We start from the raw sequence: 16,499 nt of genomic DNA, 5'->3' as shown, positions 1-16,499 counted from the left end.
GAGTGGCAGTGCCACACTTCCACATGCTAATGTGGAAAACGCGCTGCTTAAACTAGCGAGGCATCAAGGAGCTACGCTCGTTCCTGGTGCGCATCTTTTGAGAGTCGGGCTTACTACCGCCTCACCTGGGGTCGGCTCACCCACAATTACGCCGAATAACGCGCCAATTGGCAGTAACTTCCAGATTACTGGTGTAGTTCAAAGCACGCTGACATCCAATAACTGCATTTTTCCATACAATTGCCCAAATGGAGTTGTACCGAGCGGAACCTACTATGTTGTGATCGATGGAAGTGTGGTCGGTCAGGCTGTACCAGTCCTCAATTTAGGACCTCCGCTTGAATGTGGCGCAGACGACGGTTCAGGTCACGGCACGGATACGTGCTTTAACCCCATATACGTTAACCTGAGCTATTCAACTAGTTCGATTGGTCCCGGGAATCATAACGTCTCGTTCTCTTACGTATCCGATGGGTACGTTTACACAGATTCCATTGGCCAGCAATACCAATACACAAATGCCGGTTCAGGTGCTGCCCCTTTCATCGTAACGGGAAAACTCACACCGACGCTGAGCGTATCTTGCTCACCGAACCCGATCACGTATGGGCCTCAGACTTCCAATTGCAGTGCACACGTATCCGGCGGTGGTGGGACGATCGCTTTCACAATTGACGGCAATCCCTGGTTCACGGGTAATGTGGACGGCGCTGGCAACGTATCAGGGGGAGGATTCAACAACTACCCCGCCGGGAATCATACCATCGGAGTCACGTCCTCAGGCGATAGTACCTACAACGGGACGTCCAGCTCGACAGTTCTCACGATCAACAAGGCGACTCCGACAGTTACGGTCGCCTGTTCGCCCAACCCGATCTCGTATGGATCCCAGTCCACAACCTGCACAGCACACACGTCAGGTGGCGGCGGGCCAGTAACAATGTATTGGAATGGCCTTGGCAGTTTGTGGGGCAGCGGCTCGTTCGATGGAGGCGGCAATTTCTCCCTGAGCGGCTTTAACGGCCAACCAGCGGGAAACTATGCCGTCATCGCAAACTCGTCTGGTGACGCCAACTACAACGGTGCCAGCGGTAGCACGGTTGTGACAATTAACAAAACGACGCCAAGCGTTTCGTTCAGTGTTTCGCCCAATCCGATTACTTTCGGCCTACAGGCCACTACCGTATCGGTTCACGTCGGCTGCAATACCTCTTGTGGGTTTGTTGACTTCCGTTATGACGGAGCAGAGTGGACAACTATTCCTCTCGATGGCGGAGGCAATGCCTCAGCAGCAACAGGCCTTGGTACAAATCCTGCGGGGGATCATACGTTTCAGGTCAACTATCTTGGAGATGCAAACAACAATGCCGTGTCAACTGCTCCGCAGATCTGGACGATCCTGCAAGCGCCAACGACGACGACGATAACGAGCACTCTTACCCCCACCAAGGAAGGTCAAAACGTTTCCTGGCCTTGCACGGTGACATCGCCGGGAGGCACGCCGACCGGGACGATCACCTATACAGATAACGGGAATTTTGTGACCAGCTCGACAGTACCTGGTGGAGTCGCTTGGGGCGGAACGGGCCTTCCTGTTGGAACGCATGTCATCGGTTGCTCTTTTGCGGCACAAGGCAACTTTGCAGCCTCAAGCAGTTCGGTGACGCAGGTCGTAATTCCTGCTATCTCCTCGACGGTTACCGAACTGACTACGTCCAACAACGCTTACCCCTATGCCGATAGCACGACATTGTCCGCACTTGTGGATACGGGTGGAAATGCCCCCACCGGAACAGTGACCTTCAAAAGCAATGGTGTGGAGATTGGAAGCGGCAATCTGACTTCTGTCAGCGCAACGAACCTTATTCCGTACTCACAACAGGTCGGCGGTACATCATGGAGTGGATACTGTGGCGACTCGTCAAGCATCGTGCTCAATACATCGGACTTCTCTGCCCCCGATGGAACCACGACCGCAACCAAGTTCACGATTCCGGGAGCGCCCGGCTGTGGAAGCGGCGGAGCGGTGGGCGCTATAGATACTATCGCAGCGGGGCTGACCGCTGGACAAACGTACACAATTAGCGTGTGGATGCGCGGTTCGAAGGGGGGAGAAGTTGTCGGGTTCGGACTGAATGACAACGCGGGTGGTGGAGCGGCGCTTACTACGTCTTGGCATCGCTATAGTGTTACCTTGCAAAACATCCCACAGGGCGTCGCAGATGCTGGCCGTGGGTTCCAAGTTGTTGATTGGACCCCAAACGACGTTTTCTATGTTTGGGGCGCACAGGTTGAACAATCAACACTTGTTGGTCCCTACGTAGCAACCTACAGCACCCCAACCACCGGCCAGGGCGGACTTGCGACACTGACAACGTTATTGCTTCCGGTTGGCAATAATTCAATCGTCGCAAACTATGAAGGAGACCCAAACGATTATTCGTCGATATCCCAGCCGATCGTTGTAACAGTGATCAAGGCAACACCGGCTATTACCTGGGCATCGCCAAGCGCAATCACTTACGGCACGGCACTCTCGGGAACGCAGCTCAACGCTACCACTAGAGGTATTCCCGGTACCTTCGTCTACACGCCCGCTGCGGGCACGGTGTTGGGCGCTGGAACACAGACTCTTAGTGTGAACTTCATTCCTGACGATTCCGTGAGCTACAACGGAGCGACAGCGACGGTGAGCCTGACCGTCAACAAGGCCGCACCGACACTGAGCTGGGCAACGCCAAGCGCGATCACTTACGGCATGGCACTTTCGGGGACGCAACTCAATGCGACCTCTGGAGGTATTGCCGGTACATTTGTCTACTCGCCCGCTGCGGGCACGGTGTTGGGAGTTGGCACACAGACTCTTAGTGTGAACTTCATTCCTGACGATCCCGCTACCTACAACGGGGCGACAACGACACTCAGCCTAACGGTGAACAAGGCATCGCCGACACTTAGCTGGGCAACGCCAAGTGCAATCACTTACGGGACGGCACTCTCGGGGGCGCAGCTCAACGCGACCTCTGGCGGTGTTGCCGGCACGTTCGTCTACTCGCCCGCTGCGGGCACGGTGTTGGGCGCTGGCACACAGACTCTTGGTGTGACCTTCATTCCTACTGATTCCGCGAACTACAACGGAGCGACAACGACAATAAGTCTGACGGTGAACAAGGCCACGCCGACACTGAGCTGGGCAACGCCAAGCTCGATCATTTACGGCACGGCCCTTTCGGGGGCGCAGCTCAATGCGACCTCTGGAGGTCTTGCCGGTACGTTCGTCTACTCGCCCGCCTCGGGCACAGTGCTTGCTGCAGGCACGCAAACCCTCTCCGCCACGTTCAGCCCATCGGACACTGCGGACTATAGCTCCCAGACGGTCACAACCTCGTTGTTAGTTACCAAGGCGACACCGGGGATCACCCTCACTTCAACACAGGATCCGTCGTCCTACGGAGACCGAATTGCATTCAATGTTCAACTCACTGGCGTAGGCGGATCAATTCCTTCTGGCTCAATTGTTCTTTATGACGGCGGCATGCTGCTTACAACGATAAGTTTGGATGCCACCGGCAAGGGCACCTACTCGACCGCTAATTTGCCCGCAAATATACACAACATCAAAGGTGTTTACAGCGGGGACACGAATTACCAATAAATGTGTGAGGCATCGAGCCGCAGCACGTGGGCTCGGGCTGTGATTTACACAAAGGCTAGGTAACCCTAGCCTTTCTTTTTTGGACAGAAATGAGGTAAGAGTGTCACAACAGACCCTATTTGTAAGTGAAGTTCCTCCTCTGCACGAAGGGGCCCGCGGCATCGGCAGACCTGAAGCCGATGTTCCCCACCCAAAAAAATGGGGGCTGTAGAGAAGTGCCTGTATCGTCAGGCGCGCTCTCTACAGCCCCTCTCCCAGGTCTGTGTTGCTTAGGAAAAGATTGCCTGAAGCAGGAGGTATCGACAACGGTACGTAGGTATATAGACCGCCGGATCATCGCTGAGACAACCGGCCTAGCCCTCCGTCTCTAACGAAAGACAAAACCTTCGACGGAGTTGTACACCGAGGACACTGCTGGCCAGGGTCTGCAATTGAGCTTTCCAAACCACTAGCCCAAGAACGCAACCACTACAAAGGACGGATTGATGCCAGAACCAACTATAAAGTCAGCGCGGATCACGCCCATGCCGAAAGGCCCCTTCGATTCGATGCCCGAGGTCTTTGCTGTGTTCACTGACGGAGAGGAGCGGAGACTGTTCTCTTTTTATCCCGATGAAATCAGCTTTGCTCCAGTGGAGTTCGTCGGCCTGACTGAGCGAGAGGCTTGCGTGCTCCGTCATCGCCGCGACGTCGCCTATCTCCGGAGCTAAATTCCGCTCCGGAACTCCCCTGGCTGGCTTCGCGCCAGCCATTTCTCTTTAAGAAAGGAGATGTCAGTGGGTCGTTTGTCAAAGAATGCTGAGAGAGTCGCTTGGACCCGCTACATCGGGGGCTCTGGTCCGGAGGAAGCCAGCAAACGGAACAAGTACAACGCCGAGAAGACCGAGGCGAACGGGAGAACCTTCGACTCGGCGGATGAAGCCAAACGCGCCATTGACCTTCAATGGCTGGAGCAGCTCGGAGAGATCTCAGAGTTGCGATACCAGGTCAGCTATGAGGTTATCCCGAAAGCAGGTCGGAGAGAGGGCCGCCTACTATCGTGCTGACTTCGTATATCGGGACAAGAACCGTAAGCTGGTTGTAGAAGATACAAAGGGGGTACGACCTCGGAATATAGGCTTAAAAAGAAACTCATGTTGCTCGTTCACGGCATTCGCATAAAGGAAGTCGTCGGTACGAGGAAACAGCGGCGTCGCTCGGCACGAATGAAGTAGATGGTGATGCGGGTCACCCGCATAAAAAGAAACGTATTCTTGTGGGAAGCAATCAACCTGGCGGTACATCGCCATCTCGGTCGCAGTTGCTATGTTGGTGCGGTCAATCTCGGCTGCCCTCTGCCCACTTCATCGAGCCCGGCGATCTTTGTGGCGCCGGATTCATATGCTTCGTTTTCGTGCTCGAATCCGCAGATGAGCTTACGAAGACACGACTCTTTTGACTTCGCCTGGCAGGAACATTTCTCAATGCCACGAAGGCGAGAAGTTTTTAGTTTGCACCGAATCTTCGGCTCAATGATCCCTACGTGAGAACCAAGGTAATGTTCGTTGGACACACGACGCTCGCTATATCCTGATCTCTTCGGGCGCTTTCTGGCGATTACGCAAGTCCTCTACAGTGAGATTTCTGAGATCCTTACGTCTATCGATCTTGAAACCGAGAGTGGCCTCAAGCGCAGCGGCGGCAGCCAAAAACTCTGTTTGAATCTCAGCTGTCCTTTTGAGGAAATAGACAGCCGTGGATGGAGGCGCGGCAAGAAATGCCTCCTCGAAACTTGCCGCACTCGCTAAATCGACGTTGATACCTAGTCTGCTTCCGGTTCTGTCGACGAAACCAATGACGCAAAGTTTCTTGTTAGCCCCGCGTAAGACCGCGTAGCCAGTTTCACCGTAGATTTCTTTGGCTTTGATTCTTGCTTCACTAAGCTTCATTCGTCCAAGTCCTCAGTTTTACCGTGGCGTGTTCGCACGGGTAGAGAGGCCCCTCCACAGCCGGACGCGGTTGCGCCCATCGGATTTGGCAGAATAGAGGGCTTGATCTGCCTGCTCCAGCAATTCTCTGGGATCGGCAGGATCATCGGGCGTGTATACCGTAAGACCTACGCTAACAGTGACCCGTACCCGTTGTTCTCCCATCTCAGCCGCTGGGATCCCCACTTCGTCTCGAATACGATCAGCCAGTTTCGAGGCTTCATGCAGACCTGTTTCGGGCAGCAGAATTGCGAATTCATCGCCGCCGTAGCGGCCAGGCAGGTCAGTGGAGCGCACACATTGGGTGATGCGGCGGGCTACCAAGTGCAATACCTGATCTCCCATGGCGTGACCTGAACCATCATTGATTGTCTTGAAATGATCCACATCAATGAGCAAGAGGGCAAAGTGTGAGTGATAGCGTGACGCGCGCACACACTCGCGCTCCAGAGCGGCATCGAAGGCGCGGCGGTTTGCGATCTCAGTTAGGGAGTCGGTTACGGCATGATGCTGCAACCGCCGCACAAGCTCAATCTGGGCCGTGATATTCGACACGATCACAGCCCAGCCTAATTGTTGCGTCCCCCAGTTCAGCGGGAAGACGCGCATCTCGAAATGCTGTTCTTCGCCATTCACCGGCAGAGTCAGCTCTCGCACACTGTCCGAAGTGCTGAATTCCTCCAAGAAGCCCGAGCGTTCGGGAAATACGCTGGAGAGTTCCTGCCCAAGGCAGGATTCGGAGAGCCACGGGAAAAGTACGCATGCCGCAGGGTTGAAATCCACCAGACGATGCCGCAGATCAATCGCAAGCACGGAATCGCGGATGCTCCTGAACACAAGCGAGCGAACCGTCGGGACAAGGTGGAACCACTCCAGCCGGAATACCGCAACGTAAACGAGCGCGACTGTGAGGCACAGTGCCAGCGGTGCCAGGTCGAGTCCCCAAGGACTCCAGCCCACAAAATATATTAGGTAGCCGATGAGAGGCGGCACGCAGGAAGAGGCAAAAAAAATCGATTGCAACCGGCCGAGGCCCGAACAAGCGCGAATGCGAGAGAGGCAAAGCACCGTTCCGTAAAAAAGGGAGCCATAAAGAAAGGCAAGATTCAGCCACGCAATGGGGCCTCTATGCACTTCGACCACCCAGAAAGGACCGCGCTGCACAAGCATCATCGAGCGGTCATATAGACCGTGCATGCCGTTGGTCCATTCGGCAAAGGCCACGATCACGGGAATGATCGACAAAAGCGCTGCGCGGCCTCGCAGGCCGAAGTGCCGGCGTCCAATCAGAACCCATAGCGCTGGGATCCACGGAATGCCGATGTATTCCACACGGAGCCAGAAGATGGCTCCGGCTAGCGTGGTCTGCGCCATCTCCTGCGCGTATCCGAAGCAGTAAAAAGCTTCGGCGCACATCGCCAGGACCAACAAGCCTGATTGCGGTGCCTGGCGCCGACGCGTGAACGTCAAGGCGGCCATCACAGACAGGCCAAGAGACACCGCAAAGAGAAAGAGTTGTAAAAGAGTAACGATCTTCACAGGCATGAAAGAGAGAATGACTACAAATGACTCAGATACTTTCATTATCGGCTCTGCTCCCGAATTCCTCAAAAGTTTGAGAGCTCCAGCGTATCTGGGCCATATCCCTGACGGATGACGGGTCAAAACGGGAAGTTGCAAGAATGAAGCGTGGTGCTTCGTTCGTATCGGGATAGACTGATACTTACTAATGCAATACGCGAATATCATTTCTTTAATTGACGCCTATGTGGAGCGCCTCCTCAAGGTTCGGCGCATTTTGGCCGAACTTAACCTACCCCGCTCCCGACGGAAGTTGGTGACTCCAACTCCTAACCGAACGGCTCAATCAAAGTCTGCGAAGAGAGGCGATGCACACAGGAAAACGTCAAAATCCAAAGTTCGAAAGCCGTCCGCGGAAAGAATGTCAGTAGCACCTACAGAGGATCGCAGTGCGTCTCTGACCGCGGTTTACGGCCACAAGCGTAACGCAATGGCACCAATCGAACCCACAATTCAAAGAATCGAAAAGAGCGTTACGTCAGGGACCAAACCGGTAGCTCGTTTTCGTACAACTCAACAATCCCGGGAGAAGCCCTTGATACACAAACCTCCTGTGAAGTCAGGTACATTGGCCTTAGGAGGCAACATTCCGACCAGCCCGATTGTTGTGCCGGCAGAGCAGATTCGTTACGAACAGTCTTTGAGACAACGTGAATCAGCTATCAAGGCGAGAGGCTCCTTTCAGACTCCCAGCGATGTTCCCCTCACAGCTGAATTACTCGCGCGGCGTTGGATGCAAGGCTGATATCGCCAGCATATCCAGCAGCTCAACCAAGGATTTTAGTTTGAACTCTTTGCCTTTAACAGCTTCACTACATACTGCTTGTATGACCGGGTCGCCATCTGTAGCGCTGTCCTGCCATTCTTGTCCTTAGCATCGACATTGGCACCCTTGGCTAGCAGCAGCTTTGTGACTTCAACATAGTCGCCAGGTCCTAAGTCTCCGTGAGAATCATCGTCCATCGCCGCCCGGAACAGCGCCGTCTGGCCGTTATTATCTTTGGCCTCGAGGTTTCCTCCTTTGGACAGGAGCAGTTCCACTGAATCGGTATGCTCCTTACTGACGGCATACATCAGCGCCGTGCTGCCATCCTGATCTCTGGCCTCGATGTTGGCGCCCTTGGCTAAAAGCAACTTCTCCGCCTCGGTATTGTTCTTGTCTGCTGCCGCCATGAGCGCGGTCATTCCGATATCGTTCTTAGCCTCAATATTGGCTCCCTTGGCCAATAACAGTTTCAGGATTTCGACGGTGTCGTAATCGTGTGCCGCCAGAATCAGCGCCGTGTAGCCACTAGCCTGCTTCGCTTCTACATTGGCACCCTTGGCTAACAAGAGCTTGACAGTCTCGACTCGGCCGGCGGTTTCCTCTTTTATATCCGCCGCTACACCATTTACTGCCTGGATTAATGCGGTACTACCGGAAGAACTCCTGGCTTCCACATTTGCGCCCTTAGCCAGGAGCAGCTTTACCACCTCGGCATGACCATATTGGGCGGCCACTCTCAGTGGCGTGTCGCCACCGCCGTTGTCGCCTTCTACGTTGGCGCATTGAGCTATTAGCAGCTTCACCACCTCAGCGTTCCCATGTTGGGACGCTTCGGTAAGTTGCAGGGCCAGGTCACCGGTGTTGGATTGCCCCATGGCTGCATGGCTCAACAAAAGAATGACTGGAAAGAGGAATAAGGTAAAAGATCTCTTCATTGTTCTCCGACCATGCAAAGTCCCAAAATTGTAATTTAGTGCAGAAATTTCGCTGCATTGTGAATGCAGGCGGCTACGCTATTCCACGGCCGAATGGAGGCCGTCTCAAAAGTCTATTCGAGGGACCTGCGCTGCTCCGAGACGTACGAACGTGTAAGAAGAAGGTGAGCGGTATGCAAACCACATCTTGCTTGGTGCTGCGTGAGGGAGCAGTGTTGTGAGATGAGAGGGAGCATGACGGAAGCGTGGACGAAGTGGCGTGGATTGGTCTCCGAACAGAGTCAGAGCGGTCAGAGCGTAGAACAGCTCCTTGTTTGGCCCGCTCTCCAAACGCTATCGCGAAATCCTGACATGCTTCTTGCCCCCTCGAACTTGTACTGGGCATCCGGCACGATCATCCCCTCTGTCCAGCACGTCTCCGCTCAAGACTGGGCAGACCTTTGGGCAATTCCTTTATATGAGGCAAGTAACCGATGAAGACCTTCCTCGTAGTGACCCTACTACTCCTTTCGCCAGGAGCGCGAGGACAGGGCAGCCCTCCAATAAAAATTTCACGTTCTTCTGAAATCCGGAGTATTATTCGCGTACAACTGGCACAGCGACGAGGTCCAGCGCTCTTCGTGCTCCCTCCGGCCATCTCCTCAATTCCGACAGCGCGCTCCTTTTGCTTTGCCCTAATCTGGTGGGCCCCCCTCGGAGAGGAGACAGAAAATGTATGGCACGCACCGGCTACCGTAAAGCGCCGCAATTATCGCCCGACATCGCCCGATTTACGGATCGCGACGATCTTCGCGCCAAGTTTCACGCTCTTATCCATTCCGTTGGCGAATTGCCGGTCTTGATGTTCTACGGCGTCGGTGGAGCCGGCAAAACCTGGCTATTAAAAAAACTGCGGGAAGAAATACCACGCGATGTTCCGGTAACGTTCCTCGATTTTGCTGTAGGAAGAGGCCAGCAATTTCTCCTGGACTCGTCATTGGCTCTTCAACAAGTCCGCCAGCAACTCGGAAAGCCGGCACCTCATTTCGATCTTGCCCTCGGCATGATGCGCTATAAGCAAGACCTGGGCAAGGAACCCTCGATGTATGCCGAGGGCATTGGACTCGCCATGGAATTGGCGGCCGAGATTGCCAAGGAAATCATACCGGGCGCGCAGCTTCCGGGTGCGAAGATGTTAGTCGATCGATTGAGCAAGACCCTTTGGGGCCGGATCAAGGATCTGCCGCTCGGTGAATTTATATCCACACAGCTCGGCAGTGAGTTTGCGCTGGCGCTGCACTCCCGGACAAGCCAGGAAATCGGAGACGAGCTTCTGAATTACCTGACAGAGGACATGGATGCGAATCTGCCAGTTCATTTCAACCGGGCCGCCCGGGCGGTGCTTTTTTTCGACACGTACGAGGCGGTGGGTTCGGGACTGCAGAACAGTGTCCAGAAGCACCTCCGGGAGCAGTGGATTCGCGACCTGGCCGCAAACTTCGATTTCGCACTTACGGTGATTGCGGGGCAGAACAAATTGACTTGGGAGGAGGCAGATCCGTGTTGGGCTGACTGCCTGGAGCAGCATTTGGTTGGTGGCTTGGCCGAGACCGATGCGCGCCGATTCCTGGCGCTGTCCGAAATCGAAGACGCCCATCTGCAGACTGCAATTCTCCAGACGGCATACGATTCGTACGGTTATGGATATCACTGTCTCAGTCTGGGCCTCTGCGCAGATATTGTCGCTGCCGAGCGTCGTAGCGGTCACGAACCCGACGCTGAAACGCTCTCGTTCCGTCCACAAGACTGGCGCGCGCTGGCAGATCGCTTTCTCAGATCCTTGGATTCCGACGCGGAGCGTTGGTGGATCGAACAGCTTGCCATGACTCCGTCGTTTGACGAAGCTGGCGCCCGATCTGCCTATTCAAGAGAACGCAGCGCCGCACAGGATGCGGCCTGGGGTGTGCTTCCCGGGTATAGCTTTGTCGATCCGGTGGCGGGGCGACTGGGCTGGTTTGCGGTGAGAGCGCAGATGCGATGGGCGTTGGAAAACCAACCGTTAGCTCAGGAGCGGAGAGTACGTAATCACCAACTGTGGCGCGAGCTATGGCGGAGAGCATCCCAAGCGCCGATAGATGAGAAGGCAGCCTTGGCCTGGTATCACGATTATTGTCTAGAACCATCCAATGCGCTGAGGACATGGACGAAGCTAGCCGAGGCTGCACGTATTGCGATTCCGCCAAGAATGCGGGAGCACTTCGAACTGCTCCGCTGGTGGGAGCCTGTCAGTTTGCTGGAGCAACCGAGATTGTCTCCCGATGAGGCACAGGCGCTTCTCTATTTTGGCATGGAATTACAGCAGGCATCGCTGGGCAATCGGGAATCGAACCTGCGGCAGGCGATCGCCTGTTACGAGGCGGCCCTGCGCGTCTATACCGAAACCGACTTCCCGCAGGCCTGGGCGTTTACGCAGAACAATCTGGGCATTGCCTGGAGCGGTCTGCCGAGCGGCAATCGGGAATCGAACCTGCGGCAGGCGATCGCCTGTTACGAGGCGGCCCTGCGCGTCTATAGCGAAACCGACTTCCCGCAGGACTGGGCGGCGACGCAGAATAATCTGGGCCATGCATGGAGCGGTCTGCCGAGCGGCAATCGGGAATCGAATCTGCGGCAGGCGATCACTTGTTACGAGACGGCCCTGCGCGTCCGTACCGAAACCGACTTCCCGCAAGCCTGGGCGATGACGCAGAACAATCTGGGCATTGCCTGGAGCGGTCTGCCGAGCGGCAATCGGGAATCGAACCTGCGGCAGGCGATCGCCTGTTACGAGGCCGCCCTGCGCGTCTATGCCGAAACCGATTTCCCGCAGGCCTGGGCGTTTACGCAGAACAATCTGGGCATTGCCTGGAGCGGTCTGCCGAGCGGCAATTGGGAATCGAACCTGCGGCAGGCGATCGCCTGTTACGAGGCCGCCCTGCGCGTGTATGCCGAAACCGATTTCCCGCAGGCCTGGGCGATGACGCAGAACAATCTCGGCATTGCGCGGAGCAGTCTGCCGAGCGGCAATCGGGAATCGAACCTGAGGCAGGCAATCGCCTGTTATGAGGCCGCCCTTCGCGTCCGTACCGAAACCGACTTCCCGCAGGACTGGGCGACGACGCAGATCGATCTGGGCAATGCCTGGAGCAATCTGCCGAGCGGCAATCGGGAGGCGAACCTGCGGCAGGCGATCGCCTGTTACGAGGCCGCCCTGCGCGCCTATACCGAAACCGACTTCCCGCAGGCCTGGGCGACGACGCAGAACAATCTGGGCAGTGCCTGGAGCGTTCTGCCGAGCGGCAATCGGGAGGCGAACCTGCGGCAGGCGATCGCCTGTTACGAGGCGGCCCTGCGCGTCTATACCGAAACCGACTTCCCTCGCGATCACGAAGTCGTCCTCGAAAACCTTCGTCGCATTCACTCGACTTCATAGACACACCTATCTATGGTTCGTATCGCAGCTGATGGGTGCGTTGTGGGCTACACGGCTTCTATTATTGTGACCCTGCTGCATTTGACGCAGAAGTAGCTGTTCATCCATTCCTCGTGTCGCAGAGGATACTTCATTTGGTTCCAGCGAACAGCGTCGACAACTAGAAAGATGCCGCTCAGCGCAAGCACCGCTCCGATCACAGAGATGTCATACCCAATGTTTACGAAAGGGAGGAACACTCCTCGTCCATAGAACGTGAGTGCAAATGCCATCGAAAGCCAGCTGGCGCGCCAGAAGATCCGCCATTTCTTCGGAGGAGTGCATTTTTCGGCCAGGTAACTCTGGCGCCTAGTTTCCGCCCATCCTGTCTTGATGAACAGACCCTTGCGGTACCGTGAGATAGACGAACCATTAGCATAGACGCTCGGGAACGCCCGAAGCGTGTGGCTGGTGCCGCAATGAGAGCAGCGGAAAGGATCCGATCTACGCGGGTACGAACTGGACCGTGCCAATGGCCTTTTAAGGGCCTGTCGTTCTGGTGCTTGTACCGTAGGGCTGACATTTGGGTCAGGTGGTCGCAAACTCGTCGACATGCAGACGAGTATACACCGCGTAGATCGATATGGTATAGATCAGTGTCTACTGAATCGACCGCAACTTTGGCGCACTCGCAATTCTCAATTTTTGAGCTGCAGCCTCGAGGCGAATTAGGGCTCGGATCATCGCACTCTTATTCGAACTTCCGATCGAAGCGAAGCTCAAGTGCGTGATCAACGAATCGGCGATCTCGGTCAAATTGATTCTCTTCAACACCGCTCTCTTTGTCCCGTCTTCGCTTTCCTCCACAACGGACTTGCGAATGGCCTTGATGTGCTTCTCGTCAGCAGCGTACTTCTCGGCGAGAAAGCTCACCAAATGGTTGCCCTTCTTGTGGTGGACCTGCATCAATTGTCTTAACAGTTCGTCCGTTTCGATGTCGAGATTAAAGCTCATCGCGATTTTCGGCTCGCCGCCAATACCCTGCGTTCCCTTCGACCGAATCGGCACGATATTGGAAACGGCCACCTTCTTTTTTAAGTCGCGTCTTGGCGTCAATTTCTTGTGAGTGGGAGTAGGCTGTAATTCCATCTTGCGTTCGGTCGCATAGAACCGAACGAGGAGACGTGCCAGTTTGGCGACACTACCAGTGCCGCAAAGCTCAAACGCTAAGACTGAGGCCAGCGCGATCGTGTTTTCATCCTGGCTGATTCGGATGATAGTCCGAGGGCCTGGGGTTTCCCAGTCAGGACCGAACTGTCTATAGTAGGCAGCCACTTTTTCTCGCAACTTGTCCGACGCAGACACTTCTTCGATCATTTGCCGAAGTAGTTGTCTATACGTTAGACGGCTGTTTTCCTGTAAGGTCTTCAGAATCCTCTGAAGCTCATTGTTACTTGAGTAAATGTAGACAGCAGGATCGTCGGTTTTTTTTTTAGGCATGTTTTATCGCCGTGATCACTGAATTGAAATCACGATGCATTGAGTACATTAAATTTTCACTCAACGACAGAGATTTAGCAAGTATGCCTGCTTGGCTTGCCGCGACGCAAGAGACTCTTATCGTTGGCCTTCCAACTCGGCAAGAATGAGAGGTGCCCGTCTCAAATGGAAGTCGGAGACCCTTTCAGCATGCTTAATCTGGCTGATCTCGGTCATTTGCACCAAACGATACAGCACATCGAATGTCTGGCGATCGGAGCTGCTTGGTTTGAAAGATGATTTGACCTTTTCTAATGCTTCCAGATAGGGCCCAATTATCGCCATACGTTCATGAAGCGTTTGTTCAATGTCTTCCCGTTTACAAGGAACCACAGCAGACTGGGTTGAAACAGAAATCAGTGAAGCCATTTAAAAGCTTTCTCCTATTAGCGCCGAGATCTCTATAGCAACTGTCGGGCGCTGTACCGGAATTATTACACTAATGCATTACTTTTGAGGCCGACTTTTAAGGAAAAACGTGTCCAAAGTAACCCTGCCATTGATATGGTATAGTTACGCAAATACGTTCCCTCTGGTGCACCGGCTGTTAGTGGAGCTTCTCCCTAGGCACTAATTCCGACACCAAGTCAATGAATAAGGTGGCTTCTTGAAGCGACTCTTGAGTAAAGCTCGGCATATATTGTGCCTGTCTTTGATCCCGGCAGTAGTTTGGTCCCAGGCCACAAACGCAAATCTGACCCAAACGGTGAATCCTGCCGTCCCAACCGTTACCGCAACATCCTCTACTCTCGCCACCACGTATGGGCAACCGGTCACGCTGACTGCGACATTGACCGCTCCTCTGGCGTCCACGGCGACTGGAACCGTGCAATGGTTCGACGATGGCACCGCAATCGGGAGCCCGCAGCCAGTAGCGTCGGCGATCTCGACGCTGACGCTTAGTTCACTCGCGGGCGGCAACCACACGCTGGCTGCGCATTACAGCGGCGATAGCAATTTCACTGCCGCAACATCGGGCAATCTTTCACTAACCGTTTCGCCTGTGTTGCCGGGAACAGGCGGATTTTCCCCTGTAACGTTAACATCCAATTTGAATCCGAGCATCTACCAGAACGAAGTGACATTCACTGCTTCCGTGCCAGTCGGTGCAACTGGATCTATTAATTTCATGGATGGAGCTACAAGCTTAGGTAGTGTTCCGGTCACGGATACTACAGCAGTTTTCTCTACCACGTCGCTCGTCGCCGCCACCCATCCGATCACGGGCGTATACAGTGGCGACGCCAACTTCCAAACTGCGACGACATCTGCCACCTCTGAGGTGGTAAACCAAGCCCCGACGATCGCATTACTAACGGCTAACCCGATGACAGGATTGGCGGTAGGGTCGAGCGTCACTTTCACCGCGCTTGTGAATACTGGAATGTACGCGCCAACGGGAACCGTGACTTTCATGGATGGCGCTACAACTCTCGGTACCGCCGCTGTTACAGTTTCGAACGCGACAAACCTGTTGGCATATTCTGCTGATTTCACGCACTGGACTTCTGATAGCTCAGCCACAGCCCCTATAGTTGGCAGCGGTACGGCAGGCCCTGACGGTGCCGCCACCTCAGCTACAACTATCACTTTCCCAGACACTACTAGAGCTGGTTACTCTGGCTTGAAACTGCCGGCGAACGGTACTTTCGCTGGCCAGCCGATGGCGGTGTCCTTTTGGGCGCAGTCTAGCGCGGGCGCGCAGGTGACGATCAATTTGACGGACGGCAGCGACAGGAATTTGCAGACAGCTACCGTTACAACAACCAATGGCTGGCAACGGTTCGTCCTGCCGATGACGCTTCCTGCGGGTGCGAACCCGAATGCGGTGCTGTCTATCCGGATGGCAAATCAAGGTCCCGAAAGTATTGATTTCTTCGGAGTCCAACTCGAACAGGCAGCTACTGCGGGAATCTATGTTATGACGACCGGAGCATCGGCTAGCGGCCAGGGCGGTGTTGCGACCTATTCAACCGCAGCCCTCCTGGGTGGCACCCACCCGATCAATGTGAGCTATTCAGGCGATTCCAACTACTTGGGAAGCACTGGTACTCTCAACCAAGCCCTGGTCTTTGATAAGAGCTCCCCGTCCGTATCCGTAACCAGTTCACGACCCTCCTCTACCTACGGGCAGTCAGTGACTTTCACGGCGAACGTGAGCGGGCCAAATACGACGCCAACAGGTACCGTAACGTTCCTCGACGGAGCTACTGTGCTTGGAACCGGAACACTTGACACGTCGGGAAATGCAACCTACTCGACGAATCTTCTCTCCGCAGGAATGCACTCAATCACTGCGCATTATGCAGGAGACGGGAATTTCGTCGCTGCAACATCGCCGGCAATCGCACAATCGGTCAGTACTGTAGCTGCGACCCTTAGTGTGTCAAGCAGTCCCAACCCATCAACGTACGGTCAACCGATCGACTTCAGCGTGGCGGCATCTGGTCCTGGAGCAGTTCCGACTGGAACCGTTACGGTTACGGAAGGCGCGACTACACTCGGCACGATCACGCTTGGCGCGTCAGGCCAAGGTAAGTTGACAATCCCAAATCTGACGGGTGGAACTCACAATTTGGAGTTCACCTATAACGGCGATTCCAACTACCAGTAAGAACCTCGGAGG

The 16,499-nt window shown here is 54.9% G+C and carries 11 protein-coding genes; 4 read left to right on the top strand and 7 right to left on the bottom strand.

From position 1 onward, the window contains the following. Positions 1-700 precede the first annotated feature (700 nt). Positions 701-3,655 (top strand): beta strand repeat-containing protein, encoded by a 2,955-nt coding sequence (locus BDD14_RS32245; RefSeq protein ID WP_165420478.1) that lies wholly within the window; start codon positions 701-703, stop codon positions 3,653-3,655. A gap of 506 nt (positions 3,656-4,161) precedes the next feature. Here the strand turns inward: BDD14_RS32245 and BDD14_RS31405 are convergent. After that, on the bottom strand, positions 4,162-4,407 hold the full coding sequence (locus tag BDD14_RS31405) for a hypothetical protein (RefSeq protein ID WP_130425582.1): 246 nt from the start codon (positions 4,405-4,407) through the stop codon (positions 4,162-4,164). Positions 4,408-4,431: 24 nt separating this feature from the next. On the opposite strand from BDD14_RS31405, the gene BDD14_RS32705 reads away from it, so the two are divergent. Further along, a complete protein-coding gene (locus BDD14_RS32705; protein ID WP_207231955.1) occupies positions 4,432-4,701 on the top strand; it encodes a DUF1064 domain-containing protein in 270 nt (89 codons plus the stop codon). 516 nt (positions 4,702-5,217) lie between these two features. On the opposite strand, the gene BDD14_RS31395 is transcribed toward BDD14_RS32705, so the two are convergent. From BDD14_RS31395 to BDD14_RS31385, 3 genes are all read right to left on the bottom strand, one after another. Next, entirely contained in the window at positions 5,218-5,583 is a 366-nt protein-coding gene (locus BDD14_RS31395) for a hypothetical protein (protein WP_130425580.1), read from the bottom strand. 18 nt (positions 5,584-5,601) lie between these two features. Beyond that, positions 5,602-7,206, bottom strand: a complete 1,605-nt coding sequence (locus tag BDD14_RS31390) for a histidine kinase N-terminal 7TM domain-containing diguanylate cyclase (protein WP_165420477.1) — start codon at positions 7,204-7,206, stop codon at positions 5,602-5,604. Between the two features lie 777 nt (positions 7,207-7,983). Next, entirely contained in the window at positions 7,984-8,904 is a 921-nt protein-coding gene (locus BDD14_RS31385; RefSeq protein WP_130425576.1) for an ankyrin repeat domain-containing protein, read from the bottom strand. 715 nt (positions 8,905-9,619) lie between these two features. On the opposite strand from BDD14_RS31385, the gene BDD14_RS31380 reads away from it, so the two are divergent. Further along, positions 9,620-12,355, top strand: coding sequence for a tetratricopeptide repeat protein (locus BDD14_RS31380; protein WP_130425574.1), 2,736 nt, complete (start codon positions 9,620-9,622; stop codon positions 12,353-12,355). 47 nt (positions 12,356-12,402) lie between these two features. Here BDD14_RS31380 and BDD14_RS31375 read toward each other — a convergent pair whose 3' ends face one another. The 3 genes from BDD14_RS31375 to BDD14_RS31365 form a co-directional block, all read right to left on the bottom strand. Further along, entirely contained in the window at positions 12,403-12,627 is a 225-nt protein-coding gene (locus tag BDD14_RS31375; protein WP_130425572.1) for a hypothetical protein, read from the bottom strand. Positions 12,628-12,994: 367 nt separating this feature from the next. Then, a complete protein-coding gene (locus tag BDD14_RS31370; RefSeq protein ID WP_130425570.1) occupies positions 12,995-13,834 on the bottom strand; it encodes a hypothetical protein in 840 nt (279 codons plus the stop codon). 117 nt (positions 13,835-13,951) lie between these two features. Next, positions 13,952-14,242, bottom strand: a complete 291-nt coding sequence (locus BDD14_RS31365) for a hypothetical protein (protein WP_130425568.1) — start codon at positions 14,240-14,242, stop codon at positions 13,952-13,954. Between the two features lie 337 nt (positions 14,243-14,579). On the opposite strand from BDD14_RS31365, the gene BDD14_RS31360 reads away from it, so the two are divergent. After that, entirely contained in the window at positions 14,580-16,487 is a 1,908-nt protein-coding gene (locus BDD14_RS31360; RefSeq protein ID WP_165420476.1) for an Ig-like domain-containing protein, read from the top strand. Positions 16,488-16,499: the final 12 nt, after the last annotated feature.

The sequence above is a fragment of the Edaphobacter modestus genome, assembly GCF_004217555.1.
GTDB lineage: Bacteria > Acidobacteriota > Terriglobia > Terriglobales > Acidobacteriaceae > Edaphobacter > Edaphobacter modestus.
This window is presented reverse-complemented; position numbering and strand designations above follow the sequence as displayed.

Excerpts from the sequence above, each read along its gene's own strand:
- BDD14_RS31405 (WP_130425582.1), bottom strand. The coding sequence starts at position 4,407 with ATGGCTGGCGCGAAGCCAGCCAGGGGAGTTCCGGAGCGGAATTTAGCT.
- BDD14_RS31395 (WP_130425580.1), bottom strand. The coding sequence starts at position 5,583 with ATGAAGCTTAGTGAAGCAAGAATCAAAGCCAAAGAAATCTACGGTGAA.
- BDD14_RS31390 (WP_165420477.1), bottom strand. The coding sequence starts at position 7,206 with ATGAAAGTATCTGAGTCATTTGTAGTCATTCTCTCTTTCATGCCTGTG.
- BDD14_RS31385 (WP_130425576.1), bottom strand. The coding sequence starts at position 8,904 with ATGAAGAGATCTTTTACCTTATTCCTCTTTCCAGTCATTCTTTTGTTG.
- BDD14_RS31380 (WP_130425574.1), top strand. The coding sequence starts at position 9,620 with ATGGCACGCACCGGCTACCGTAAAGCGCCGCAATTATCGCCCGACATC.
- BDD14_RS31375 (WP_130425572.1), bottom strand. The coding sequence starts at position 12,627 with ATGGCATTTGCACTCACGTTCTATGGACGAGGAGTGTTCCTCCCTTTC.
- BDD14_RS31370 (WP_130425570.1), bottom strand. The coding sequence starts at position 13,834 with ATGCCTAAAAAAAAAACCGACGATCCTGCTGTCTACATTTACTCAAGT.
- BDD14_RS31365 (WP_130425568.1), bottom strand. The coding sequence starts at position 14,242 with ATGGCTTCACTGATTTCTGTTTCAACCCAGTCTGCTGTGGTTCCTTGT.